Source organism: Bordetella genomosp. 4 (assembly GCF_002261185.1).
GTDB lineage: Bacteria > Pseudomonadota > Gammaproteobacteria > Burkholderiales > Burkholderiaceae_B > Bordetella_A.
The window spans coordinates 149,932-173,143 of the sequence record NZ_NEVQ01000017.1 but is presented as its reverse complement, the minus strand read 5'-3'; the positions used below and the strand labels follow the sequence as shown (position 1 = coordinate 173,143).

Genomic DNA, 23,212 nt, shown 5'->3' with positions numbered 1-23,212 from the left:
CATCTAGGCCCATGTTCCATGCCTGGACCTCTACGTTTCAGCATTCGACGTTCACTGTGGGGATAGCTGCACGCTGAGTCGAAGCCAGAATATTCAATCCAGCCGTACATTGGCGGCCTTGACGACCTCGTGCCAACGCTGGATCTCATCGCTGATGTATTGTTCGTACTCCTGTGGCGAGGCGCCCAGTGGTTGCGCACCTTGGGCGGCGAGCTGTTTCAAGACCTCGGGCGATTGCAGGGCCTTGCGGATCTGTGCGTTGAGACTGTTGATGATTTCCGCCGGTGTGCCCGCCGGGACGACGATGCCTTGCCATGCGCCCATTTCGAAATCGGGAACGACGGTCTCGGCCAAGGTGGGGGTATCGGGTAGTTGAGGGCTGCGCGTTCTGCTGCTGACGGCCAGGGCGCGTAGTTTTCCTTCGCGGATAAAGCCCAGTGAGTCGTTCAATGTGTTGGTCATGAATTGAACTTGGCCGCCCACCAAATCTGTCATGGCGGGCGCGCTGCCGCGATAAGGGATATGGGCGGCCTCTATGTCCACCGAGCGCAGGAATAGCAGTGCGCCCAGATGGGTCACATTGCCTGCGCCTGCTGAGGCATAAGACAGTTTGCCTGGATGGGATTTGGCATAGTCGACGAATTCTTTGACGTTGTGCACAGGCACTGAGGGATGCGTCAACAACACGAGAGGGATCACCGCTGTCGATGAGACCGCATCGAAATCTTTGATGGGGTCAAACGCCAGGTTGCGGTAGAGATTGGGGCTTAACGCAATGGATGAGGTGTTGTACAGCACGGTATAGCCATCTGGTTTGGCCCCTGCCGCATACTGCATGCCTATGTTGCCGTTGGCGCCGCCTTTGTTTTCGACGACGAAGGTCTGGCCCGTTTGCTCGGATAGCTGCTTGGCCAATACCCGAGCGACCAGGTCCGTGGGGCCGCCGGGTGGGAAAGGTACCACCATGGTGACCGGGCGTTCGGGCCAGGCGGCCAGTGCGGACGAGGCAAGACCGATGCCTGCCAGGGCTATCAGGGCGGCGAATAGGTGATGTATGCGTTTCATGTGTTTGTCTCCTTGTATTGTTGTGGCTTTTGTTTTGCAGCGCGAAGGTGATGCGCTGTTGTTGCTTATGTCTCAAGGCGCAGGCGGCAATGCGTTGTTGTTATCTGGCGTCCTGCGCCCGTTTTTATTTCCGGCGCACCTCGTTGGATGCGCCGGGTTGGCGATTCAATCGGGCTTGCCGGCGAGCAAACGCGTCGCTGTGTAAGTCATCACGGCTTGTCCGTGCTGGTTGCGAACTTCGATCGATGAGTTCACCACGGCGCGATTGTTTTTGGAGGTAGGGCGTATGCCGGTGACTTCGACTTCTGCCCAGATGGTGTCGCCCGCAACGACCGGCGCCAGCATTTTTTTATGTACCTCCAGCAATGCGAGACCAGTGCCCTGTACCATGCCTTGCATCAGCAGCCCCTCGATCAAGCCGTATGTCAGTGCGCCCGGCGCGGGGCGGCCGCGGATGGCGCCGTGTTCGAAGGTGGCATCGATAAAGATGGTCTCCAGCATGCCGGTGGCGCTGATGAAGTTGACGATATCGGTCTCGGTAATGGTGCGGCGGAATGTGTGAAAGCGCTGGCCGACTTGCAGGTCCTGCCAGTAGTAGCCTCGTCCTAGCACGGTAGGGGTTTGGGGTGTTGTCATTGCTCAACCTCGGGTGGCGTGGAAAGGGAAACGGAGTGGTTGCTGTCGCGAGCACTGCCGCTCGCCAGCAACTCTTCAATACGTTGGGGTGACAGCCCTGCTTGTTGCAGCACCTGGCGGGTGTGTTCACCCAGCCGAGGCGGCATGGCCGGCGGTACATGAGAGCGCTGCAGCCGGACAGGGTTGCGCGTAAAGCGATAGTGGTGACCGGCAGTGCTGGTCAACGGAACAAAGAAATCCACGCTGCGCAGATGCGGATCTTGCTCTAGGTCTTCCAGGCGGTTGACGGGCGCGGCCGGGATTTCCAGGCGCTGGCACAAGGCGAGCCAGTGGGCCGTGGGATGGTCTGCGACGATGCGGCCTACCAGCGCGTAGAGGTCCTCGATATGCTGTGTGCGTGCTGTGATGTCCGTAAAGCGCGGATCATCGACCAGCGCTTCGTGGCCGGTTTCATTAAAGAAGCGGTGCCAATGGGCATCGGTGTAAGGCATCATGCACAAATAGCCGTCGGTGGTCTGATACGGGCGTCGCCAGGGGGCTAATACGCGCGGATAGCCTGCGGTGCCGGTATCAGGGCTGTCTTGCAGGTGGCGGCCGTAAAAATGCTCCACCAAGAGATACGACGCCATGGATTCGAACATCGGGACTTCGAGTTGCTGCCCCAGGCCTGTGCGTTCGCGTTGAAACAGGGCCGCCAGAATGGCGTGGGCCGCTACCAGGCCGCAGGTTTTGTCTGCGGCTATGGTGGGCAGATAACGCGGTTCGCCGCTTTGGCGCTGCGTGATGTCAGCGATGCCTGTGAGGCCCTGCACAATGTCATCATAGGCGGGCTGATCGGCATACGCGCCACCCGCGCCAAAACCATACAGGCCGGCGTAGATCAGTCGTGGATTGCGGGCGCACAGCTTTTGCGGGTCCAAGCCCAGCCGCGCCATTTTTGCCGGGCGCATGCTGTGCATGAGGACGTCTGCGCTATCAACGAGAGTCAGCAGGGCTTCGCGCGCGTCGGCTTGTTTCAGGTCCAGTACGATGCTGCGCTTGTTGCGGTTGATGCCCAGAAAGATTGCAGCTAGATCATCCTCTTGTCTGGGCCCGGTGCGGCGGGTCGAGTCGCCTTCCGGCGGTTCGACCTTGATGACATCCGCGCCGTAGTCGGCCAGGATCTGCGAGGCATAGGGGCCGAATACCACGGCCGTCAGGTCTAGGATGCGTACACCGGCCAAGGCGCTGCGCTCGGAGGGGCTGTTTGTCGTCTGCATTGCTGCTCTGCGATAGGGGACATCTGATGCATGCCATCCTAATCACCCAGCAGATAACCGTCTAATATGGCGTTGGTATGACGCGATATGGAATTTGTTATGGCTGTGGACTTGAGGCAGTTACGCCAGTTCGTCACGATCGCCGAGCTCGGCAGTTATCGGCGTGCCGCCGAGGCGTTGCACATTGCGCAGCCTGCGCTGTCGGTCTCGATACAAAAGCTGGAGCACAGCGTAGGTGTGTTGCTGCTGGAACGCGGCGCAAAAGGGGTGTCGTTGACCCCAGCCGGGCAAGCCTTGATGGCTGATGCCCAACGCGCGTTATTCCATGCCGACCAGGCGCGGCAGTCTGCACGGCGTGTAGCGTTGGGCGAGCTAGGACGGTTGCGTCTGGGTTTTGTCGGCTCGGCCACGTACATGCTGCTGCCGCGTTGTTTGCCTGAGTTCCGGCGCCGTTATCCCGATGTCGCGTTGGAGTTGCGCGAAGACAGTACGAAGCGCTTGGCGGAAATGCTGCGTGCCAATGAGATTGATGCGGGTCTGGTGCGTGGCCCATTGGCCGAGGACGCGTCGTTATCGTCGTGGGTGGTCGAGCGCGACAGCCTGATTCTGGCGCTGCCCGCGACGCATCCGTTGGCCGATGGCGGGCCTGTCGCGTTGAAAGCACTGCGGGCAGAGCCATTCGTGATGTATGCGCCGGACAAGGTCCCAGGCTTGCATGGCGTCGCTCAAGCTCTGTGCCACAAAGCCGGTTTCTCACCGCGAATCAGTCAGGAGGCGATTCAGGTGCAGACGCTCGTCAGTCTGGTGGCCAGCGGTCTGGGCGTGGCCCTGGTGCCGGGTGTGACGCGCGCTTATTCCACGCCGCATGTGAAATTCGTGGATTTGCTGGACGCCGATGCTCATGATGCGTTGGCGTTGTCGCTGGTGGCGCACCGCGATACCTCGTGTGCGCCGGTATTGCGGCTGCGCGACTCCATGCTGTCGGCGCGATGATGCGCCATTGAGAATGATGGAGCGGCAGCGGGGCTGCTTCAGCGTCCGGCGGCCAGAGCGGTGATCCCGCCTGCGACGCCCATGTCGGTCTTGGGCACATCGGTGACGATGACGCGCACGTCTTGTTCTGAAATGTCGAGGCTGTGGTGAACGGCGCGGCTGACCGCGGCGATGAGTGCGGCTTTTTTCTCGGGGGTGCGGCCCTCGATGAGGCGTGCGATGACCAGTGCCATGGGCTTGCCGATTTCTCCTGCAACGATGACATGCTCGGCGGCGACTTCTTCCAGCACGATACGGATGGAGGGCAGAGGCGCGGCGATGCTGTCGACGACAGCTTGCGAGCAGTTCTGCAGCAGTTGCGCTTTTTGAGCGGTGCTATGGCCTTGCATGATTTGCATATTCAGGACGGGCATGGCGATTCCTGGCGAGTCAAGCGAGCCTGCGGCCCGCTGGGGTTGAGATGAGTCGCATCATAGCAATCTTGGCAGGCGAGGATGCGATCACTCAATGACAGCAAAGAGATGCTTGCGCACGTAGTCCAGTGCAGACGTAGACGCTGCCAGCGCATCAGCCCCGATGCGGGCGTTCCAATACGGCTCGCCACCGGCGGCGCGACGCCATTCGCGTAATCGGCGCGTGTAATACTGCAGCTCGTACTCTGCGGTCACGCCGATTGCGCCATGCACCGCATGCGCAATATCCGCAGCCCGCGTCACGGCCGCGCTGGCGCGTGCTTTGCCCAGTGCGGCCAACAAGGGGGCGGGGCGCCAGTCCGGGCTTTGATACGCCAGTTGCGCCGCCGTGCGCACTGCCCAGACTTGCTCCGCCAAGACGCTGATCTGTTGCTGCACCGCCTGGAAACGCCCAATCGGTTTGCCAAACTGGGTGCGTTGGTTGGCATAGTCTATGGTCAGCGCCAGGATCCGTTCCAGTGCGCCAGCGATCAGGCCGGCGTAGGCCACAGCCGCCAAATCCGCCAAGCTGACGTCGGCAGTGTTCAGCAGAGGGCTGTCCCGTAGTACGGCGGATGGCCAGTGCATGTCCGCATCGAGGCTGCCATGGCCACCCGAGGGCGTGATCTCGGCTTGTGCGACGGGCAGAAAACGTGCCCCATCCGGCATCGCTGCCAACACCCATTGCGCGATGCGGGCGGCGCCGACGGCGTGGGCCTGGATGCCGGCTGTGGTGTGGTGCACCTGAAAGGGAGCGAGGGCGATGGGGCCTGACGGCGGTTGATGGCCGGCGTGATGCAACCAGGCGCGCGCCAGCAAGGTTTGAATCACTGGCGCGCCCACGGCGTGATGTCCCGCCGATTGGGCCAATGGCACGATGTCGGCCAGGCGCAGGCCGGCTCCACCGGCATCCTCCGGTAATAGCGCGTCCAGAAAACCGGAGTCTTCCACCGCTTGCCAGGCTCCGGTGGCAGCTTGGCCGCGCTCGATGGCATGCAGAACCTCTATGGGGTAGGCTTGTGCAAACAAGCGCTGGGCGGCGTCGCCGAATAAAGTATCCATCGTCAGTCGCTTCGAAACGCCTCGGCATCGATGCCGAGATAACAAAAGATGCTGCAGCAATACTGCAACGTTAATTTGACCTGAGCCCCAGCCCTCGCGCGATGATGCCGCGCAGAATCTCGCGCGTGCCGCCACGCAGCGAATAGGTCGGGCTGACTTGTTCGACGTAAGCCAAGGTGCGCAGCAGTTCTGGGGGTATCGCGCGATCTGGCGTTTGGCTCAAGAGTTGTGCCAGCAGATCGGGAATGCGTTGCTCCAGTTCTGTGCCCAGGTCTTTGACCAGTGCGGCCTCGGTGGCGGGGCTGCGGCCGCAGGCCAGTTGCCCCGCAATGGCCAGCGACATGGCGCGCAGCGTGGCGAGTTGCGTCAGGATTTCACCGAGCGCAGCGGTGGTGTGGGCGTCGTTGATCTGCATGGCACGGCAATGCGACAGCCAGCATTGCACCAGCGCCATGCTGGAATAGATGCGTTCGGGCCCGCTGCGCTCAAACGCCAGTTCTGCATTGACTTGCTGCCATCCGTCGCCCTCGGTGCCGATCAGTGCCGACGCATCGAGCGCGACGTTGTCGAAGAACACTTCGGAAAAATGGGCGTCTCCTGCCAGGTCTTCGATGGGGCGTATGGTGATGCCCGGCAGCGACAGATCGATGATCAGTTGCGAGAGCCCCTGATGCCGGTCGGCTGCCGTGCCCGAGGTGCGCACCAGCGCAATCATGTAATGGGACCGATGGGCGTTGGTGGTCCAGATCTTGCTGCCATTGAGCAGCCAGCCGCCGTCCCTGGGCTCGGCCCGCGTGCGAATGCTGGCGAGATCCGAGCCTGAGTTCGGTTCGCTCATGCCGATGCAGAAAAACGCCTCTGCGCGGCAGATGCGGGGCAGGTAAAACTGGCGCTGCGTTTCAGTGCCGTACTTCAGAATCAACGGGGCGCTTTGGCGATCGGCGATCCAGTGGGCCGATACCGGCGCACCGGCGCACAGCAGCTCCTCGGACAGGACGAATCGCGCAAAATGCCCACGTGCCGCGCCGCCATATTCGCGCGGCAAGGTCATGCCTAGCCAGCCGCGGGCAGCCAAGGCCTGACTGAATTCAGCATCGAAGCCCATCCAGGATCGAGCGCGCTGATCGGGCGGCATATCGGCCAACGCGTCGTCCAGAAAGGCGCGTATGTCTGCGCGCAGGGATTCGTCTTCGGTGGGTATGGCGGTCAGTTCAAGCGTATCTATCATATTGTGGACTAGCGGCTCCTTGGTGTTGGACTATCCCTCTGCAGGCGGATCCTTGTCTAATATTTTTTTTTGGCAGGCCGATACATATTTCGTATCAGGCAGCGCCAGACCCGTTTTGCCGCAGCGCAGTATGATGGTGAAGTTGCTGCCGGTATGGTGCCGGCATGTCGTGCTCCTGGAGATATTGCATGAATGAAGTCATCATTGCCGCAGCCGCCCGTACCGCTATTGGCGATTTCGGCGGTGCGTTGAAGGATGTGCCGCCTATCGATCTGGGCGCGACTGTCATCAAAGAGGCGCTGGCTCGCGCGGGCGTTGGCGGCGACGAGGTGGGGCATGTCGCCGTCGGGCATGTGATCAATACCGAGCCGCGCGATATGTATTTGTCGCGTGTGGCGGCCATGAATGCGGGCATTGCCAAGGAAACGCCCGCCTTCAACGTCAACCGCCTGTGTGGTTCGGGCCTGCAGGCCATCGTGTCGGCCGCGCAAACTGTCCTGCTCGGTGATGCCGACATCGCCATCGGCGCAGGCGCGGAAAGCATGAGCCGTGCGCCTTACATCGCGCCGGCGCAGCGCTGGGGCGCGCGCATGGGCGACGCCGCGTTGCTGGACATGATGACGGGCGCGCTGTCGGATCCTTTCGAACGCATTCACATGGGTGTGACGGCCGAAAACGTGGCGGCAAAGTTCGGCATCAGCCGCGCCGACCAGGACGCGTTGGCCGCAGAGTCTCACCGCCGCGCGGCGGCTGCAATCGATGCAGGCTATTTCCGCGATCAGATCGTGCCCATCGTCCAGAAAACCCGTAAAGGCGAAGTTGTCTTCGACACCGACGAACACGTGCGGCGCGACGTGACGGCCGAAGGCCTGGCCGCGCTCAAGACCGTGTTCAAAAAGGAAAACGGGACGGTGACGGCAGGTAATGCCTCGGGCTTGAACGACGGCGCAGCTGCTGTCGTGCTGATGAACGCCTCGGTCGCTGAAAAGCGCGGCGTCAAACCCTTGGCGCGGCTGGTGGCCTATGCGCATGCAGGCGTCGAGCCGTCCATCATGGGCATCGGCCCTGTGCCGGCAACGCAAGCTGTCCTCAAGCGCGCCGGCCTGACGGTGGATCAGTTGGACGTCATCGAGGCCAACGAAGCCTTTGCTGCGCAGGCTTGCGCGGTATCGCGCGAGCTGGGGCTGGATCCGGCCAAGGTGAACCCGAACGGCAGTGGGATCGGCCTGGGCCATCCGATCGGCGCGACGGGCGCCATCATTACGGTCAAGGCGCTGTATGAACTGCAGCGCGTCCAAGGCCGTTATGCTCTGGTGACGATGTGCATTGGCGGCGGGCAGGGGATTGCCGCGATCTTTGAGCGCGTGTAATTCCGCGTAAGCACTTCGAGGGGCAGGCTCGCTACAATCACGCGATTATTCGCTGAGACTTTCCGATGCCTGCCCGTACCCGCCCCGCTGCCGCCGATCAGCCCACGCTTTCCGAATCCGACGGCATTCGTTATCTGCATTTCGGTACGGAATGGATCCAGGGCGCCATGCGTATCAAGGCGCCCGCGGAACTGGTGTTGGAATACACCTCTCAAATGTTGGCCTGGTTGCTGTTTCTGGAGCCACCCAAAGAGGAATCGATCGGGCTGCTGGGACTGGGGGCGGGCTCTCTGACACGGTTTTGCCTGAAGCACACGCGCAGTCCGCTGACGGTGGTGGAATGGAATCCTCAGGTCACGGCGGTGTGCCAGATGTTTTTCCGCCTGCCGGCATCGCCGCGCCTGACGGTGCATCATGAGGATGCTGCCGTGTGGGTGGCGGACGCGCAAAACGCGGGAAATTGCCCGGTGCTGATGGTGGACTTATACGATGCTGAGGCTCGCGGGCCGGTACGGGACTCTATTCCGTTTTATCGCGCTTGCCGCCGCGTGCTGGGCGAGGTTGGCGTGTTGTCGGTCAATCTGTTTGGTAAGCACGAGAGCTTTGATCGCAATATCGAAAATATTCGTCAGGCGTTTGACGACCGCATTGTGCTGTTGCCCGAGATCGACGCAGGAAACCAGATCGTGCTGGCGTTCAGCGGCCCGTCGTTGGCCATTACCCCGGCACAATTGCTGGCCCGGGCGGAAGTCGTGGAAAGCCAATATGGGTTACCGGCTCGCCGTTGGGCCCGGGCGTTGACGAGCCACGCCGTAGACGGAGTGCTGTACTTTTAACTTTTAAGGCGGGGCTGGTATGTGGCTCTGCCTTCGGTATCCAGCCCACAAGCGTTAGGGAGGGGTGCCAAACAAGGCGCCGATGCCCGCTGTCACGGCCATGGCCAACGTGCCCCAGAAGGCCACACGCAATGCACTTCTGACGACGGATGCGCCACCGATCGCGGCGGCGATTGCGCCGAGCAAGGCCAAAAAGAAAATGCTGGTGGCCACCGTCCACGGCAGCAATGACTGCGGCGGGGCTACCAATACCACGGCCAAGGGCAGCGCCGCCCCCACCGCAAAGCTGGCGGCCGAAGCCACCGCTGCCTGCAGCGGCCGTGCGCGCAGCGTTTCTGTGATGCCTATCTCGTCGCGGGCGTGAGAGCCCAGCGCGTCATGTTCCATCAACTGTGTCGCGACCTCGGCCGCCAGTTGAGGATCCAGCCCACGCCGTACGTAAATCCCTGTCAGCTCCCGGTGCTCGCCCGCCGGATTGCGCATCAATTCCCTGCGTTCTTGCGCGAGGTCTGCCTTTTCGGTATCCGCCTGCGAATGGACGGATACGAACTCGCCCGCTGCCATCGACATGGAGCCGGCGGCCAGTGCGGCGATGGCGGTGGTCAGGATGCTGGCGTGGCTGACGTTGGCCGCCGCGACGCCTGCAATCATGCTGGCAGTGGAAATGATGCCGTCATTGGCGCCTAGCACTGAGGCACGCAGCCATCCAATGCGCCCCGTACGATGGGGTTCAGCGTGAGCGCGGTAGTGAGAGTGGGGCACTGTGAAGAGAAAGCTTATGTAAGTTGCGGTGTAGTTGCCTCTGGAAAGCATACGCGAAATTTCCTGACAGGATGTTGCGCGTTCAGCAGCGCCACGGGGGAAAATCATGTGCCAAGGGATTTCCCAGGGGGGTGGGGGCTATCGCTTCAGCTCTGTAATGGCTATGATCAAAAATCCTATAATTATGAATTACGGGATTCCAGACAGGCCCGCCATGACCGCACCTATTGTTCGTCAAGCGCTGTACCTCGAAGTCGCCGACCGGTTGCGGGACATGATCCGCTCGCGGGCGTTGGCCAGCGGCGAATGGATAGACGAGGTGTACCTGACGGGCGTGCTCGGCATATCCCGCACGCCGTTGCGCGAGGCGCTGAAAGTCCTGGCGACCGAAGGGCTGGTGCGGCTGGAGCCGCGCCGCGGGTGTTTCGTCAACGAGCTGTCGTTGCAGGACCTGGAAGACATTTTTCCCCTGATGGCCATGCTGGAGGGACGCTGCGCGCACGAGGCGGCATTGAAGGCGTCCGACGCCGAACTCGCCGGGCTGGAATCGCTGCATCGGGCGCTGCAAACGCATGCCGCGGCAGGCGAGGTCGATGCCTATTACGACACCAATGCGCAGATCCACGAGACCGTTCAGGCGCTGGCGAACAATCGCTGGCTGTCGGACATGGTCGGAAATTTACGCAAGGTGCTGAGCCTCTTTCGCCACAAGAGCCTCACTGTGCCCGGACGAATTACCGAGTCATGCGCCGAACACATGGCCATCTTTGCCGCGCTGAAAGCCCGTGACCCGGAAGCGGCCGAGGCGCTGGCCCGTAAACATTTGCTGCGCCAGCTGGATGCCTTGCGTCTGCTGGCCCGGCGGGCCGAGGCCGCGTCCGTGACGACAACAGCCCGTTCCTCATCACCGTCATCCTCAAATACGTCTGCTATCCAGGAGGTTTCCCATGACAGCCCTAGACTCCAGTCCGCTCGCACGCGGCGCTCGGCCGCCTGAGAGCGATACCGTGTCAGATGAAAAAGCGGTTGCAGAGAGCGCCGGGCTGATGGCCCGGCTTGGCCGTCTGTGGGACCGCGACCGCCCGCCTAGCGCCACGGAAATCTTGCCCCTGTTCCAGGCACGCCTGACCGATGTGGCCGCAAACAAATTGGCACGCACCTGGTGCGCTGCGTATACGGCGGCGGACGGCAAGCGCCGGCGCGAATTGCTGGCGGGCCTGGCCCAAGTCGATGCCGGTTTACAGCCGCGTGGCGACCGTGGGCTGGCGTTCTTCAAGCGTCTGAATGCATTGCCCGATGGTTTGCGTTTCCTGGTGGCGCTGCGTGCCGATATGCTGCGCTGGCGCAAACAGGTGGCAGGGCTGCAGGCACTGGACAAGGATCTGGAAAGCCTGCTATCGGCCTGGTTTGACGTGGGGTTGCTGGAGCTGCGTCCCTTGACGTGGGACTCGCCGGCGTCATTGCTGGAAAAACTGATCATCTATGAGGCCGTGCACGAGATCCGGTCATGGGATGATTTGCGTCATCGCGTCGCGCCCGATCGGCGTTGCTATGCCTATTTCCATCCGCAAATGCCGGATGTGCCCTTGATCTTTGTCGAGGTGGCTTTTGCCACGCAGATGGCCGACAACGTACAAGTCGTGCTGGATACGGCCGCGCCGCCAGCGGATCTGGACAAGGCCCGCTGGGCGATTTTCTATTCCATTTCGAATACGCAGCCCGGATTGCGCGGGATCAGTTTCGGCAATTTTCTGCTCAAGCGTGTGATCGAGCGCCTGGTCGAAGAGCTGCCCAAATTGCGTTTCTTTGCCACTTTGTCGCCGATTCCTGGTTTGGTCGACTGGCTGTCGCGTCTGAGTGCGGCGGAAGTCGAGGCGATTGTGCGCGACAAAGGCCGCACGAGGGCCGGCGCGCCTGATGGCGCTCGCTGGGTGGCCAGGCTGTCCAAAGCGGCGACAGGTAAATCATCCGAGGTGGTGCAGCGGGCCGGCATGAAGCTGGTGGCGCACTATTTGATGACGATGAAAAACAATCAGCCCATAGATCCTGTCGCGCGTTTTCACCTGGGCAATGGCGCGCGTATCGAGCGGCTGAATTGGGCGGCAGATACGTCGGCCAAAGGACTGAGCCAATCCTGCGGCATGATGGTGAATTATCTGTATGACTTGGACGACCTGGACGCTAATCTAGAACAATTGGGGCAGGGCAAACCGCGTGTGAGCCGTGGTATTGCGCGGATTGCGTAGTGGGTGGGCACAACCTGTCAATGAGCCAGCCTGGCAAATCAACGAGAGAGCGCGACGTATCAATGAACGAGCATGACGCATCATCTGTAGAGCTTAGGCCGGATAGCGTACAACTGACGCGCGAGGGCGCTTTGGCCTGCGTGACGTTATCGCACCCCGGGCGCATGAACGCCATTACCGTGTCGATGTGGAATCAGTTGAGGGTGGTGTTCGACACGCTGTCCACAGACGACTCCGTGCGTTGCGTGATCGTTCGCGGCGAGGGTGGTCAGTTTGCCGCGGGAGCGGACATTCGCGAGTTTCCCGCGGTGCGGGGTGACGTGTCCCAAGTGCGCCACTATCACCAGCATATTCTCGCGCCGGCGCTACAGGCAGTGGCGGATTGCCCGCATCCTGTCGTCGCACAGCTGGAGGGCGTTTGCGTGGGGGGCGGGTTGGAAATCGCCTGTCAGGCAGATCTGCGTATCGCGGGGACGTCGACGCGTTTCGGGGTGCCGATCAACAAGCTGGGGTTCCCGATGGCGCCCGACGAAATGCGGGGCTTGCTGGCCTTGGTCGGCCGCGCCACAACCATGGCGATTTTGCTCGAGGGTCGTGTATTCGATGCCGCCGAGGCGCTGTCGCTGGGGCTATTGACCCGTGTTGTGCCGGATGCCGAGGTTGCCGATCAGACGCGCGCCTGTGCCGAGCGTATTATGCGTGGCGCGCCGCTGGCCGCGCGTATCAACAAGCGGCAGTCTCGCCATTTGCAGCAAGGCGCGCCGCTGGACGAATCCCATTATCAAGATTTTTTTTCTTATGCCGAAAGTCACGACCATCGCGAAGGCGTCACCGCCTTTCTGGCGGGCCGGACACCGGTATTCACTGGAGACTAAACAAGGTGAGCAACGCCAATCTGTATACCGTGCTGGCTAGCGGCTTTCCCGCAGATCGCAGTCAAATCGCCCTGGAAACGCCTGAGCTGCTGTACACCTGGGACGATATCGATCATGCCAGTGCGTGTCTGGCTAATTTGTTGACCTCGCTGAATTTACCCGAGGGATCGCGCGTCGCGGTACAAGTTGAAAAATCGCCCGAGGCGCTGTTGCTCTATCTGGCCACGTTGCGGGCTGGGCTGGTGTATTTGCCTTTGAATACGGCTTATCGCGAATCGGAAATTTCGTATTTCCTGGGCGATGCAGAGCCCGCAGTGGTGGTGTGCTCCAGCAAGAATCTGAGCTGGGTGAGCAAGGCCGCCGCGCAGGCCGGTACCGCTCATGTCTACACGCTCGATGAGGATCGCACGGGTACCTTGCTGGATGCCGCCGCGGGCCAAAGCCAGTCGTTTGAGGATGTCGTGCGTAAAGCGGACGATCTGGCCGCGATCCTGTACACGTCTGGCACCACGGGCCGCAGCAAGGGCGCCATGTTGTCGCATGGCAACCTGTCCTCCAATGCGCAGGTGTTGCATCGGTATTGGGGCTGGCGTTCGGACGATGTGCTGCTGCATATGCTGCCTATCTTTCACGTGCACGGTTTGTTTGTCGCGTCTCACGGCGCGCTGTTGGCCGGTGCCCGCATGATTTGGCTGCCCAAGCTCGACGTCGAACAAGCATTGCATTACCTGCCGCGTTGCACGGTGATGATGGGTGTGCCCACCTATTACGTCCGTCTGTTGGCCGAGGCGCGCTTTGATCGCAAGGTATGCTCGCGCATGCGTTTGTTCATTTCCGGATCGGCGCCTCTGTTGATGGAGACCTTCAACGATTTCCGCGAGCGCACGGGGCAAACCATTCTCGAGCGGTACGGCATGAGCGAGACGGTGATGCTGACCTCCAATCCCTATGATGCAGCCGATGGCGAGCGCCGCGGCGGTACCGTGGGCAAAGCCTTGCCGGGCGTGCAAGTCCGCGTGGTCGATGACAACGGCGTCGAGCTGGGCGCAGGCGAGATTGGCAATGTGCAGGTGCGTGGTCCGAACGTGTTCTCGGGCTACTGGCGCATGCCGGAAAAAACCCGCGAAGAGTTCACGTCGGACGGTTGGTTCCGCACGGGCGATGTGGGCCGCTGGGGCGGCGAATCCGGCGGCGCAGCGGTCCCCGATGACTATCTGTCCATCGTAGGCCGCAGCAAAGACCTGATCATCTCGGGCGGCTACAACGTCTATCCCAAAGAGATCGAACTGATCATCGACGAAATGTCTGGCGTGTTGGAATCAGCCGTCATCGGCGTGCCTCATCCTGATTTTGGCGAAGCTGTGGTTGCCGTGGTCGTCCCGCGTGAGGGCGCCGCCCTGGACGTCGCTGCGATGCAGGCGGAGCTGAAAAGCCGGATCGCCAATTTCAAAGTGCCCAAGCAATTGCATCTGATCGATCAGTTGCCGCGCAACACGATGGGCAAAGTCCAAAAGAACGTTCTGCGCGAGTCATACAAGACTGCGTGACCTTCTATTAACCGCCCCACAGGAGGCTTGCTCACCAGCTCATTCTTATTGGATCCACGTCCGTCGTGCCGACAGACTCGCAGACCTGAACCGGACTCGATCCCGGTCTGTGACACGACGGACATCCGAGACAATCTCGCGGCCTTTAGACAGAGGCGCAGCTTGTCCGGCGACACACTGATGCATTCATATAAAACCAATACGGACAGCATTTTCATGCTGTCTCAATCGAGGAGACGAAATGAAGCATTCCATGATTCGTGCATTGAGCTTGGCAGCCGCGCTGGGGGTCAGCGCGGCTTTGGCACCGACCGCTGCCTTGGCCGATTGGCCTGAGCATCCCATCAACCTGATCGTGCCGTTTCCCGCTGGCGGCGGCACTGACACGTTTGCGCGGCCGTTGGCTCAGCAACTGAGCACGCAGCTCGGGCAGACCGTCGTGGTCGATAATAAAGGCGGGGCGGGTGGCACTGTCGGCGCCTCCGTGGCCGCAAAAGCCAAAGGCGACGGCTACACGTTCTTTATGGGCGGCGCCCATCATGTCGTGGCGCCTGCGCTCTACAAGAACCTGACCTACAACATCCAGAAAGATTTCATCCCGGTGGCGCTGCTGGCGCAGCCGCCTCAGGTGGTGGTGATCAACACGTCCCGGCTGCCTGTGAAAACCCTGCAGGAGTTCATCGAGTACGCGCGCAAGCGCCCCGGTGAAATCAATTTCGGCACGGCGGGCAAGGGCAGCACACACCATTTGGCTGGCGAGCTGTTTGCAATGCAGACTGGGATCAAGCTCGTCGACGTGCCTTATCAGGGGGCGGGTCCGATGTTGTCGGCCTTGATCGGTGGGCAAGTCGATCTGGCATTTGACGGCTTGGGTTCGTCGGCGGGCCATATCCGAGCCGGCAGTATCAAGCCTCTGGCGGTGGCCGCCGCCAAGCGTTCGCCGTCGTTCCCCGATGTGCCGACGGCCGCCGAGGCAGGTGTGCCGAACTATGAAGTGTCGACGTGGTATGCCCTGTGGGCGCCGGCGGGCACGCCCAAACCTATCGTCGACAAAATGATCGCCGAGGTGACCAAAGCCTTGAATACGCCGAAGATCAAAGAAACCTGGGCAGGCAACGGCTCGGCCACGCCGGATCTCACCGGTGAAAAATTCGGCGCCTTTGTCGACAGTGAAATCGTCCGTTGGGGCAAGGTCGTCAAAGACTCGGGCGTGACACTGGATTGAGGACAGGCAAACGGCTGGCATGCATGCCAGCCGTGCTGCAGCGGTTTGTCCGGTCTTGGCGTGAGCCGCTGCACTGCCTTGGATGAGTAGTGCCATAACGGATGTCAGCCGTGTTTGGGGCCTGACGCGAGGCGAACTGTCGTGGCGACAGCATTTTTCAGGGATTACCCCCGCCACCAAGTTCGCCGCGACACGTTAGACTTAGCGGTTTCACAGGCGTGTGAGCTTGGCGGTCAGTGCCTGGCTCACGCGCTGATAAGTAAACCAACACCCAAACGGTGCAAGGAGTAGACCCGATGCTGATCGGAAAAAAACATTTTCTGACGGTGGGCGCAGTGGCGGTGGCGTTGGCTATCCACGCTGTCCCGGCTGTTGCGGCGCAACAAAAATCAGTGGCTGTCACGGCCATCGTCGAGCATCCCGCTCTGGATGCGGTACGTGACGGCGTCCAGGACGCTCTGAAAAAAGCCGGCTACGAGCCGGGCAAGAATCTCAAATGGCAATACCAGAGCGCGCAGGGCAATACCGGCACCGCCGCGCAGATCGCGCGCAAGTTCGTCGGCGACCGCCCTGACGCCATTGTCGCCATCGCGACGCCATCGGCCCAGTCGGTCGTCGCTGCGACCAAAGACGTGCCGGTGGTGTACTCGGCAGTGACTGACCCCGTTGCTGCGCAGTTAGTGCCCAGCATGGAGCCCTCGGGTACCAACGTGACCGGCGTGTCCGATCTGCTGGCCTTGGACAAGCAGGTCGAGCTGATCAAAAAGGTCGTGCCCAACGCCAAGCGCGTCGGCATGGTCTACAACCCCGGCGAGGCCAACTCGGTCGTGGTGGTCAAACGATTGCAGGAACTGCTGCCCAAGTCCGGCTTGACGCTGGTCGAGGCCGCCGCGCCTCGTACCGTCGATGTGGCCTCCGCCGCGCGCAGCCTGATCGGCAAAGTCGATGTGATCTATACCAACACCGACAACAACGTAGTGTCGGCCTACGAGTCTCTCGTCAAAGTCGGCAACGACGCCAAGATTCCTCTGGTGGCCTCGGACACCGACAGCGTAAAGCGCGGCGCCATTGCGGCGTTGGGCATCGACTATCATGATCTGGGCGTGCAAACGGGCAAGATCGTGGTACGCATCCTCAAGGGCGAAAAGCCGGGCGCGATTGCCTCGGAAACCAGCTCGAACCTTCGCCTGTTTGTGAATCCGGGCGCAGCCACCAAACAAGGTGTTACGCTACCGGATGCGCTGGTGAAGTCGGCGGCAGAGATCATCAAATAATTCCGCCACTGCTGGCCCACTGGGCCAGCAGTTTGTTTTCAACTGAACATAATTCAAGGTAATGCCAGCCAGGTTCACGAGATCTGGCGGGTCAGAGTCTATTCATGTCCTTATTCTCTCTGCTTGGCGCACTGGAAATTGGCCTGATTTTCAGCCTGGTCGCGCTAGGCGTCTTTATATCCTTTCGGCTGCTGCGTTTTCCCGATCTGACCGTAGACGGCAGCTTCCCCTTGGGCGGCGCCGTTGCCGCGACCTTGATTTCGGGGGGCGTGGACCCCTTTACCGCGACCGTGGCCGCGACAGGCGCTGGAGCAGTCGCGGGGCTCATCACTGGCTGGCTCAACGTCAAGCTGCGCATCATGGACCTGCTGGCCAGCATTCTGATGATGATCGCGCTGTATTCCGTCAACTTGCGGATCATGGGCAAACCCAATGTGCCGCTCATCACCGAGCCCACCGTATTTACTATCATGCAGCCCGAGTGGCTGAGCGACTACGTCGCCCGTCCGCTGATCCTGGTTGGCGTTGTCCTGATTGTCAAACTGCTGCTCGACTGGTTTCTTTCCACTCAGACGGGCCTCGCGATGCGGGCGACTGGCTCCAACGGCCGCATGGCGCGCGCTCAGGGCGTGAATACAGGCGGCATGATCCTCGCAGGCATGGCCCTGTCCAACGCTCTCGTAGGCCTGGCAGGCGCGTTGTTCGCGCAGACACAAGGCGGCTCGGATATCTCCATGGGGATCGGGACCATCGTGATCGGCTTGGCGGCCGTGATCGTCGGCGAAAGCATCCTGCCGTCTCGCAAGCTCGTATTGGCTACCTTGGCAGTCATCATCGGCGCATTGGTGTACCGTTTCTTTATCGCCTTGGCGCTCAATAGCGATTTCATTGGTCTGCAGGCCCAAGACCTGAATCTCGTCACTGCCGTATTGGTCACCATCGCCCTGGTGATCCCCATGTTGAAGCGCCGCTTGATCGGCAAGAAAGGAGCCTGATCATGTTGCGTGCACAAGATCTGAAAATGACTTTCAACGCGGGAACCCCGATCGAAACTCGCGCGTTGCGTGGATTGTCGCTCGAGATCCCCAGTGGCCAGTTCGTGACCGTCATCGGCTCAAACGGGGCAGGCAAGTCGACCTTCCTGAATGCCGTTTCCGGCGATTTGCCCGTCGATTCCGGCCGGATCGAAATCAACGGCGAAGACGTGACCCGCAAACCGGTCTGGGAACGCGCGGGCCGTGTCGCACGCGTATTCCAGGACCCGATGGCAGGCACCTGCGAGGATCTCACCATCGAGGAAAACATGGCGCTCGCTCAGATGCGGGGCGCTCGCCGAGGCTTTGGCCGCGCTGTCAAAGTCAGCATGCGCGAGGGATTTCGGGAACGGCTCGCCACGTTGGGGCTAGGGCTGGAAAACCGTCTGACCGACCGTATCGGCTTGCTCTCGGGCGGGCAGCGCCAGGCTGTCAGTCTGCTGATGGCGGCGTTGCAGCCGTCTCAGATACTGCTGCTGGACGAGCATACGGCCGCGCTGGATCCGCGTACGGCGGACTTTGTTCTGCAACTGACCGCTCGCATCGTGGCGGAGAGCAAGCTCACTACGATGATGGTGACTCACAGCATGCGACAGGCGCTGGATGTCGGGGATCGTACTGTCATGTTGCATCAAGGACAAGTAGTGCTCGATGTTTCCGGTGATGAACGCAAGGGGATGGATGTGCCAGATTTGCTGGCGATGTTTGAGCGAGTTCGGGGCGAGAAACTCTCGGACGATGCGCTGCTGCTGGGGTAGTAGGCGTTTCGATTGTTGTGACGTCGTCGGTGCGTGGCTGGCTGGCCACGATTGTTGATTCGCGCTCCATTCCCCATAGCACCCGCCAATAATAGACATTGCGAGCCGGGGGCCGTCATGTAAAGGCGGCGCTGGCCCGTTGAGTCCGCCGAACCGCCCTTGCCAGGCGGGGGGAAGTCGGCTGGGCATGTTTGAGCGCAGCGCAGCGGAGCGAGTTTGCCCAGCCGCCCCGCCTGGCGAGGGTGGTGAAGGGCAGTCTGGCCGCGCAGGCGGCCAGACCGGACGATAGGGCCAGCGCCGCCTTTACATGACGGCCCCCGGCGTCTAAAGAACTCAACTATTTGCGAGCAACCCATCCTCGCCGACAAACAAACCGCCGACCAAGGCAACATCTATCACCAAGCGCTAATCCTATTAAGCAACGGCCACGCTAAGCAACAACCCCCAAAATCACATTAGACGCATCAAACACCGCCACCACCCGCACTCCCCGCACCAATTCCAACGCCTGCGCACTGTCCTGAGTAATGATGGCCGCAAGGCTAGCCCCATTGCCAATATCGACGATGACCTCGCTATTGACCGCACCGGGCCGAATGTCCGCCACCATACCCGCCAACTGATTACGAGCCGAGAGGCGCAGTCCCTCGCCGGGCAGAGCGATCATGACAGAGGGAGCCTTGATGAGCGCGATCGCTTCGCTGCCGACGGCCAGGTCGAGATCCGCCGTGCTTTCGCGAGTGATGGTCGCAACGATGTCATGCCCGCCCGCAATACGCAGCGTGATTTCGTCATTGACTGCACCCGTGCGGATCGCGCTGACGGTACCCAGGAGTTTGTTGCGCGCACTGGTCTTCAACATGATTCGCTTCATCAAATTCAGGTCATTCGGTGCGTTCAGATTCGTTTGAGCCAGATGCTCCATCACGCGCCGATGTTCCGCCTCCAGGATCTGGAACGTCGCGATGAGCTGTTCGGCACGGGCCGTGAGATGCGCGCCGCCACCGCCTTTGCCTCCCGTGGCGCGCAACACCAGCGCCTCGCCAGCCAGATTGTTCATGGCGTCGATTGCATCCCAGGCCCCTTTGTAGCTCATGCCGACCGCCCGCGCTGCTGCACTGATAGAGCCCGTGAGTCCGATTTGAGTCAGCAGGTCGATACGGCTTTTGCCGCCCAATGTCTGGCTGCCGGCGCGTAGCCAGATGGATCCACCAAGCTCCAGCGGGGAAGTTGTCATGGCGCAGTCACAGAGTAGGGCAGTTGTCGGTGGGGTAGGGACATGGCAGCATAGGCGACGAAAGACACGATGTTGCCATAACTGAACGCGAATGAGATTCCATTGCAAGTTTACAAACTTCAGGGCATGATGTTTGCGCACTTATTGCGGAGAATGTCGTTATGAAACGCGTTGCGCTTGTTCCGGCCCTGGCTATGGTTGGATTGTTGGCTGCCTGCTCGTCGGGCCCCACGATCCGCAGTGATTATGATCACAGCGCCAACTTTGCTCAGTATCGCAGTTTTGGCTTCATGTCGCCGTTGGGCACCGATAAGGCAGGGTACAGCACGCTGCTGACCGAGCGCTTGAAATCCGCCACGCGCAGCCAAATGGAAATGCGCGGCTATGTCTATGCCGAACAGTCTCCCGACTTATTGATCAACTTCAATGCAAAATTGCAGCAGAAAACCGAGGTGACGCCTGCGGCGCCGATGGGCCCATACTATGGTTACCGCGCCGGTTTCTACGGCGGTTGGCCGGGCTATGCGTGGGGCAATGACGTGTATCAGTACACCGAGGGCACATTGAATATCGATCTGATCGACGCACGCCGCAAGCAATTGGTCTGGGAGGGTGTCAGCGTCGGCGTCATCGATGACCAGGCGACTGCTTCCTCTGCGCAGAATGTCGACGCCAATGTGGCGCAGATATTCCAACGCTACCCGTTCCGACAGGGTAGCGGTACGCCGCAAATGCCTCAATCGACCAAGGCTCAATGAGTGTGACGCATTCCGACCCATGTGCGTGTCCGCCAGAGACTGATGGCTATGAAACCATCGCCTTGGTTTTACAGGGCGGTGGCGCACTGGGCTCGTATCAGGCGGGGGTTTATCAAGGGCTGCACGAGGCCGGCATCCGTCCGAATTGGATAGCCGGGATTTCCATCGGCTCGATCAACGCCGCCATTATTGCGGGCTCGCCGCCCGATGAGCGCGTGGACCGTCTGCGCGGCTTTTGGGAAACCATTTGCCGGCCTACCGGGTTTGCTTCCTTGCCGTGGGGCGAGGCTTGGGCCCGGCTGTTTCAGGGCATGCCGTTTGGTTTTGGCTCGCCCGCCATGAACGGTCAATTGGCCGCTTTTCACGCATTGACGTCGGGGCAGCCGGGGTTTTTCAAGCTGCGTTATCCGCCTCCCTATTTGATGCATAGCGGCCCGCAAGCAACCAGCTTCTATGACACCTCGCCTCTGGTTGAGACGCTCAATCGCTACGTGGATTTTGACTTGCTCAACCGCGGAGACGTGCGCGCCAGCTTTGGAGCGGTGAATGTGCGGACAGGCAATTTTGCGTATTTCGATAGCTCGACGACGCGGTTGCGGGCCGAGCACATCATGGCCTCAGGGGCATTGCCGCCCGGGTTCCCCGCGGTAGAGATCGACGGCGAGTATTATTGGGATGGCGGTGTAGTGTCGAATACGCCCCTGTCTCATGTGCTGTCTGTACATCCGATGCCCGACACGCTGGCTTTTCAAGTGGATCTCTGGCCCGCCAGAGGCGCATTGCCCACCAATCTCGAAGAAGTCGCGGAGCGTCAGAAGGATATTCAGTACTCCAGCCGCACTCGCACGGTGACGAATATTTATCAACGCATCCTGAAATTGCGCCGCGGTTTGCAGCGCCTGCTGGAGCGTTTGCCAGAGGACGATCGCTGCAGTGCGGAATTGGCCGATATCCGTGAGTTGGCGTGCACGCCCTCAGTGAATGTCGTCAATCTGATCTACGAAGCCAAACACTACGAACGCAACTCAAAGGACTATGAGTTCGGATCCGAGGCCATGCGCGAGCACTGGCAGAGCGGCCTGACGGACATTCAACAAACATTGGCCATGCCGAAAGTGCTGGACCGTCCGCCTGTCGACCAAGGCTTTGTCACGCACGACATACATCGCTCGGCCAAGCGTTGAGTTCGCCTGTCAACGGGGCATCACATTGACGGAGTATCGTAATATTACGAGGGATTTGATGCCAAATTCGGTAGTTTTGGGACAAAAATAAGGTTACATTAACGGGCTTGCCGACCGCCATTATTCCGGTTCGGCGTCGCGTGTGCGGGTTCGCGCGCCTTGGCTCTACTCCGTGAGGAATTCATGCGTTTTTCGCACCATCGTGTCTCTGGATTCGGTGTTGTTGCGCTTGTTGCTTTGGCATTGGCAGGCTGCAAAGAACACCCTCAAATGAATCCCGGAATGCCGCAAGTCAGCGTCATTACGGTTCAACCTCAACCCGCATCGATCGTGTCCGACTTGCCGGGCCGTGTGGATGCCGTTCGCGATGCGGAAATCCGGGCGCGTGTCACGGGCATCGTGCAAAAGATCGAGTTCGAGCAAGGCAGCGAGGTCAAAGAAGGGCAACTGCTGTTCAAGATCGATCCTGCCCCCTATAAGGCAACGCGCGATCAGGCGGCCGCCCAGCTCAAACAGTCGCAGGCCGATCTGTATAGCGCCAAAGCCCTCGCGGACCGCTATGCGCCGCTGGTCAAGGCCAATGCCGTCAGCAAACAGGAATACGACAACGCTGTGGCCAGCTATCGTCAGGCCGAGGCCGCTGTCGCGGCTGCCAAGGCCAACCTGGACGCGGCTGCGATCAATCTCGGGTACACGGATGTCACCTCGCCGATTACAGGAATCATCGGCAAGGCCCTGGTCACCGAGGGTGCACTGGTCGAAGGAACATCGGCTACGCAGATGGCTCTGGTCCAGCAGCTCGATCCGATCTACGTCGATTTCACGCAGAGCACTGCCGATCTGGCTCAACTGCGCCAGGCGTTTGCCAGCGGCAAGATCGAGCGCATCGGCAAAGACGCTGCACGCGTGAGCGTCGTGCAGGAGGACGGATCTGTCTACGAGCATCCCGGCAAACTCTTGTTCACCGGGATTACGGTGGACCCGACGACCGGCCAGGTCAACCTGCGCGCCGAGGTGCCCAATCCGGACGGCCTCTTGCTGCCCGGCATGTACGTGCGGGTCCGTCTGGAGCAGGGGACTAATCAGCAGGCGTTGTTGGTGCCTCAACAGTCCCTGCAGCGTACGGCCGATGGGCTGCAGAGCTTGATGCTTGTGAAAGACAACAAGATCGAGCAGATCGCCGTAACGACCGGTGGGGTGATCAAGGGGCAATGGCTGGTGACCAGCGGCTTGAAAGCCGGCGACGTCGTGGTTGTCGAAGGCTTCCAGAAGATCCGCCCTGGCGCGCCCGCGCAAGCCTCCCCCTGGAACCCCGGTGGACCGAGCAAAGCCGCACCGCCCACGCAAGGCAAGCCCGAAGGCGCCGCGCCACCTGCGCAGCCCGCTTCGGAGCAAAAATCCTAAAACGGTA

The 23,212-nt window shown here is 60.8% G+C and carries 22 protein-coding genes; 14 read left to right on the top strand and 8 right to left on the bottom strand.

All coding sequences use genetic code 11. The features are described 5' to 3' along the window. Nucleotides 1–93: 93 nt before the first annotated feature. From CAL20_RS18085 to CAL20_RS18070, 3 genes are all read right to left on the bottom strand, one after another. Nucleotides 94–1,065: a Bug family tripartite tricarboxylate transporter substrate binding protein gene (locus CAL20_RS18085; RefSeq protein WP_094838558.1), complete on the bottom strand. Its 972-nt coding sequence runs from the start codon at nt 1,063–1,065 to the stop codon at nt 94–96. A 165-nt stretch (nt 1,066–1,230) separates the two neighbouring features. Beyond that, nucleotides 1,231–1,701 (bottom strand): MaoC family dehydratase, encoded by a 471-nt coding sequence (locus CAL20_RS18075; RefSeq protein WP_094822296.1) that lies wholly within the window; start codon nt 1,699–1,701, stop codon nt 1,231–1,233. Further along, nucleotides 1,698–2,960, bottom strand: a complete 1,263-nt coding sequence (locus CAL20_RS18070; protein ID WP_094822295.1) for a CaiB/BaiF CoA transferase family protein — start codon at nt 2,958–2,960, stop codon at nt 1,698–1,700. The genes CAL20_RS18075 and CAL20_RS18070 overlap by 4 nt, the downstream gene beginning before the upstream one ends. 99 nt (nt 2,961–3,059) lie before the next feature. Between CAL20_RS18070 and CAL20_RS18065 the strand changes: the two genes are divergently transcribed. Then, nucleotides 3,060–3,953: a LysR family transcriptional regulator gene (locus CAL20_RS18065; protein ID WP_254924175.1), complete on the top strand. Its 894-nt coding sequence runs from the start codon at nt 3,060–3,062 to the stop codon at nt 3,951–3,953. Between the two features lie 38 nt (nt 3,954–3,991). On the opposite strand, the gene CAL20_RS18060 is transcribed toward CAL20_RS18065, so the two are convergent. From CAL20_RS18060 to CAL20_RS18050, 3 genes are all read right to left on the bottom strand, one after another. Continuing rightward, nucleotides 3,992–4,366, bottom strand: a complete 375-nt coding sequence (locus CAL20_RS18060) for a tautomerase family protein (protein WP_094822293.1) — start codon at nt 4,364–4,366, stop codon at nt 3,992–3,994. A gap of 87 nt (nt 4,367–4,453) precedes the next feature. Further along, nucleotides 4,454–5,467 (bottom strand): acyl-CoA dehydrogenase family protein, encoded by a 1,014-nt coding sequence (locus tag CAL20_RS18055; protein ID WP_094822292.1) that lies wholly within the window; start codon nt 5,465–5,467, stop codon nt 4,454–4,456. 70 nt (nt 5,468–5,537) lie between these two features. Then, complete coding sequence (locus CAL20_RS18050; RefSeq protein ID WP_094822291.1) at nt 5,538–6,695, bottom strand: acyl-CoA dehydrogenase family protein; 1,158 nt, start codon at nt 6,693–6,695, stop codon at nt 5,538–5,540. Nucleotides 6,696–6,883: 188 nt separating this feature from the next. On the opposite strand from CAL20_RS18050, the gene bktB reads away from it, so the two are divergent. Next, nucleotides 6,884–8,065, top strand: coding sequence for a beta-ketothiolase BktB (bktB, locus tag CAL20_RS18045; protein WP_094822290.1), 1,182 nt, complete (start codon nt 6,884–6,886; stop codon nt 8,063–8,065). A 65-nt stretch (nt 8,066–8,130) separates the two neighbouring features. After that, nucleotides 8,131–8,901 (top strand): spermidine synthase, encoded by a 771-nt coding sequence (locus CAL20_RS18040; protein WP_094822289.1) that lies wholly within the window; start codon nt 8,131–8,133, stop codon nt 8,899–8,901. Between the two features lie 54 nt (nt 8,902–8,955). On the opposite strand, the gene CAL20_RS18035 is transcribed toward CAL20_RS18040, so the two are convergent. Next, complete coding sequence (locus tag CAL20_RS18035) at nt 8,956–9,714, bottom strand: VIT1/CCC1 transporter family protein (RefSeq protein ID WP_094822288.1); 759 nt, start codon at nt 9,712–9,714, stop codon at nt 8,956–8,958. Between the two features lie 163 nt (nt 9,715–9,877). On the opposite strand from CAL20_RS18035, the gene CAL20_RS18030 reads away from it, so the two are divergent. The 8 genes from CAL20_RS18030 to CAL20_RS17995 all read left to right on the top strand — a co-directional run bounded on the left by CAL20_RS18030 (nt 9,878) and on the right by CAL20_RS17995 (nt 18,622). Further along, a complete protein-coding gene (locus tag CAL20_RS18030) occupies nt 9,878–10,660 on the top strand; it encodes a GntR family transcriptional regulator (protein ID WP_094822287.1) in 783 nt (260 codons plus the stop codon). Further along, the gene (locus CAL20_RS18025; RefSeq protein WP_176456537.1) at nt 10,611–11,909 is read left to right on the top strand and encodes a malonyl-CoA decarboxylase domain-containing protein; all 1,299 of its coding nucleotides are present in this window, start codon (nt 10,611–10,613) and stop codon (nt 11,907–11,909) included. The genes CAL20_RS18030 and CAL20_RS18025 overlap by 50 nt, the downstream gene beginning before the upstream one ends. 62 nt (nt 11,910–11,971) lie before the next feature. Next, entirely contained in the window at nt 11,972–12,784 is an 813-nt protein-coding gene (locus CAL20_RS18020) for an enoyl-CoA hydratase/isomerase family protein (protein ID WP_094822286.1), read from the top strand. Nucleotides 12,785–12,789: 5 nt separating this feature from the next. Next, on the top strand, nt 12,790–14,331 hold the full coding sequence (locus tag CAL20_RS18015; protein ID WP_094822285.1) for a malonate--CoA ligase: 1,542 nt from the start codon (nt 12,790–12,792) through the stop codon (nt 14,329–14,331). A 241-nt stretch (nt 14,332–14,572) separates the two neighbouring features. After that, complete coding sequence (locus tag CAL20_RS18010) at nt 14,573–15,556, top strand: Bug family tripartite tricarboxylate transporter substrate binding protein (RefSeq protein WP_094822284.1); 984 nt, start codon at nt 14,573–14,575, stop codon at nt 15,554–15,556. 296 nt (nt 15,557–15,852) lie between these two features. Then, nucleotides 15,853–16,830, top strand: a complete 978-nt coding sequence (locus tag CAL20_RS18005; RefSeq protein WP_094822283.1) for an ABC transporter substrate-binding protein — start codon at nt 15,853–15,855, stop codon at nt 16,828–16,830. Between the two features lie 104 nt (nt 16,831–16,934). Continuing rightward, the gene (locus tag CAL20_RS18000) at nt 16,935–17,825 is read left to right on the top strand and encodes an ABC transporter permease (protein ID WP_094822282.1); all 891 of its coding nucleotides are present in this window, start codon (nt 16,935–16,937) and stop codon (nt 17,823–17,825) included. Nucleotides 17,826–17,827: 2 nt separating this feature from the next. Next, nucleotides 17,828–18,622 (top strand): ABC transporter ATP-binding protein, encoded by a 795-nt coding sequence (locus CAL20_RS17995; protein WP_094838557.1) that lies wholly within the window; start codon nt 17,828–17,830, stop codon nt 18,620–18,622. Nucleotides 18,623–19,052: 430 nt separating this feature from the next. Here the strand turns inward: CAL20_RS17995 and CAL20_RS17990 are convergent, their stop codons facing one another. Then, nucleotides 19,053–19,859 (bottom strand): TOBE domain-containing protein, encoded by an 807-nt coding sequence (locus tag CAL20_RS17990; RefSeq protein ID WP_094838556.1) that lies wholly within the window; start codon nt 19,857–19,859, stop codon nt 19,053–19,055. A 161-nt stretch (nt 19,860–20,020) separates the two neighbouring features. Here CAL20_RS17990 and CAL20_RS17985 point away from each other — a divergent pair, with 161 nt between their 5' ends. The 3 genes from CAL20_RS17985 to CAL20_RS17975 all read left to right on the top strand — a co-directional run bounded on the left by CAL20_RS17985 (nt 20,021) and on the right by CAL20_RS17975 (nt 23,205). Further along, nucleotides 20,021–20,617 carry a DUF4136 domain-containing protein gene (locus tag CAL20_RS17985; protein WP_094822279.1) on the top strand — a complete coding sequence of 199 codons (597 nt, stop codon included), beginning with the start codon at nt 20,021–20,023 and terminating at the stop codon, nt 20,615–20,617. After that, complete coding sequence (locus CAL20_RS17980; RefSeq protein WP_094838555.1) at nt 20,614–21,801, top strand: DUF3734 domain-containing protein; 1,188 nt, start codon at nt 20,614–20,616, stop codon at nt 21,799–21,801. Before CAL20_RS17985 ends, CAL20_RS17980 begins: the two co-directional genes overlap by 4 nt. 183 nt (nt 21,802–21,984) lie before the next feature. After that, nucleotides 21,985–23,205 (top strand): efflux RND transporter periplasmic adaptor subunit, encoded by a 1,221-nt coding sequence (locus CAL20_RS17975; protein WP_094822277.1) that lies wholly within the window; start codon nt 21,985–21,987, stop codon nt 23,203–23,205. Nucleotides 23,206–23,212 lie beyond the last annotated feature (7 nt).

Excerpts from the sequence above, each read along its gene's own strand:
- CAL20_RS18085 (WP_094838558.1), bottom strand. The coding sequence starts at position 1,065 with ATGAAACGCATACATCACCTATTCGCCGCCCTGATAGCCCTGGCAGGC.
- CAL20_RS18075 (WP_094822296.1), bottom strand. The coding sequence starts at position 1,701 with ATGACAACACCCCAAACCCCTACCGTGCTAGGACGAGGCTACTACTGG.
- CAL20_RS18070 (WP_094822295.1), bottom strand. The coding sequence starts at position 2,960 with ATGCAGACGACAAACAGCCCCTCCGAGCGCAGCGCCTTGGCCGGTGTA.
- CAL20_RS18065 (WP_254924175.1), top strand. The coding sequence starts at position 3,060 with ATGGCTGTGGACTTGAGGCAGTTACGCCAGTTCGTCACGATCGCCGAG.
- CAL20_RS18060 (WP_094822293.1), bottom strand. The coding sequence starts at position 4,366 with ATGCCCGTCCTGAATATGCAAATCATGCAAGGCCATAGCACCGCTCAA.
- CAL20_RS18055 (WP_094822292.1), bottom strand. The coding sequence starts at position 5,467 with ATGGATACTTTATTCGGCGACGCCGCCCAGCGCTTGTTTGCACAAGCC.
- CAL20_RS18050 (WP_094822291.1), bottom strand. The coding sequence starts at position 6,695 with ATGATAGATACGCTTGAACTGACCGCCATACCCACCGAAGACGAATCC.
- bktB (WP_094822290.1), top strand. The coding sequence starts at position 6,884 with ATGAATGAAGTCATCATTGCCGCAGCCGCCCGTACCGCTATTGGCGAT.
- CAL20_RS18040 (WP_094822289.1), top strand. The coding sequence starts at position 8,131 with ATGCCTGCCCGTACCCGCCCCGCTGCCGCCGATCAGCCCACGCTTTCC.
- CAL20_RS18035 (WP_094822288.1), bottom strand. The coding sequence starts at position 9,714 with ATGCTTTCCAGAGGCAACTACACCGCAACTTACATAAGCTTTCTCTTC.
- CAL20_RS18030 (WP_094822287.1), top strand. The coding sequence starts at position 9,878 with ATGACCGCACCTATTGTTCGTCAAGCGCTGTACCTCGAAGTCGCCGAC.
- CAL20_RS18025 (WP_176456537.1), top strand. The coding sequence starts at position 10,611 with ATGACAGCCCTAGACTCCAGTCCGCTCGCACGCGGCGCTCGGCCGCCT.
- CAL20_RS18020 (WP_094822286.1), top strand. The coding sequence starts at position 11,972 with ATGAACGAGCATGACGCATCATCTGTAGAGCTTAGGCCGGATAGCGTA.
- CAL20_RS18010 (WP_094822284.1), top strand. The coding sequence starts at position 14,573 with ATGAAGCATTCCATGATTCGTGCATTGAGCTTGGCAGCCGCGCTGGGG.
- CAL20_RS18005 (WP_094822283.1), top strand. The coding sequence starts at position 15,853 with ATGCTGATCGGAAAAAAACATTTTCTGACGGTGGGCGCAGTGGCGGTG.
- CAL20_RS18000 (WP_094822282.1), top strand. The coding sequence starts at position 16,935 with ATGTCCTTATTCTCTCTGCTTGGCGCACTGGAAATTGGCCTGATTTTC.
- CAL20_RS17995 (WP_094838557.1), top strand. The coding sequence starts at position 17,828 with ATGTTGCGTGCACAAGATCTGAAAATGACTTTCAACGCGGGAACCCCG.
- CAL20_RS17990 (WP_094838556.1), bottom strand. The coding sequence starts at position 19,859 with ATGACAACTTCCCCGCTGGAGCTTGGTGGATCCATCTGGCTACGCGCC.
- CAL20_RS17985 (WP_094822279.1), top strand. The coding sequence starts at position 20,021 with ATGAAACGCGTTGCGCTTGTTCCGGCCCTGGCTATGGTTGGATTGTTG.
- CAL20_RS17980 (WP_094838555.1), top strand. The coding sequence starts at position 20,614 with ATGAGTGTGACGCATTCCGACCCATGTGCGTGTCCGCCAGAGACTGAT.
- CAL20_RS17975 (WP_094822277.1), top strand. The coding sequence starts at position 21,985 with ATGCGTTTTTCGCACCATCGTGTCTCTGGATTCGGTGTTGTTGCGCTT.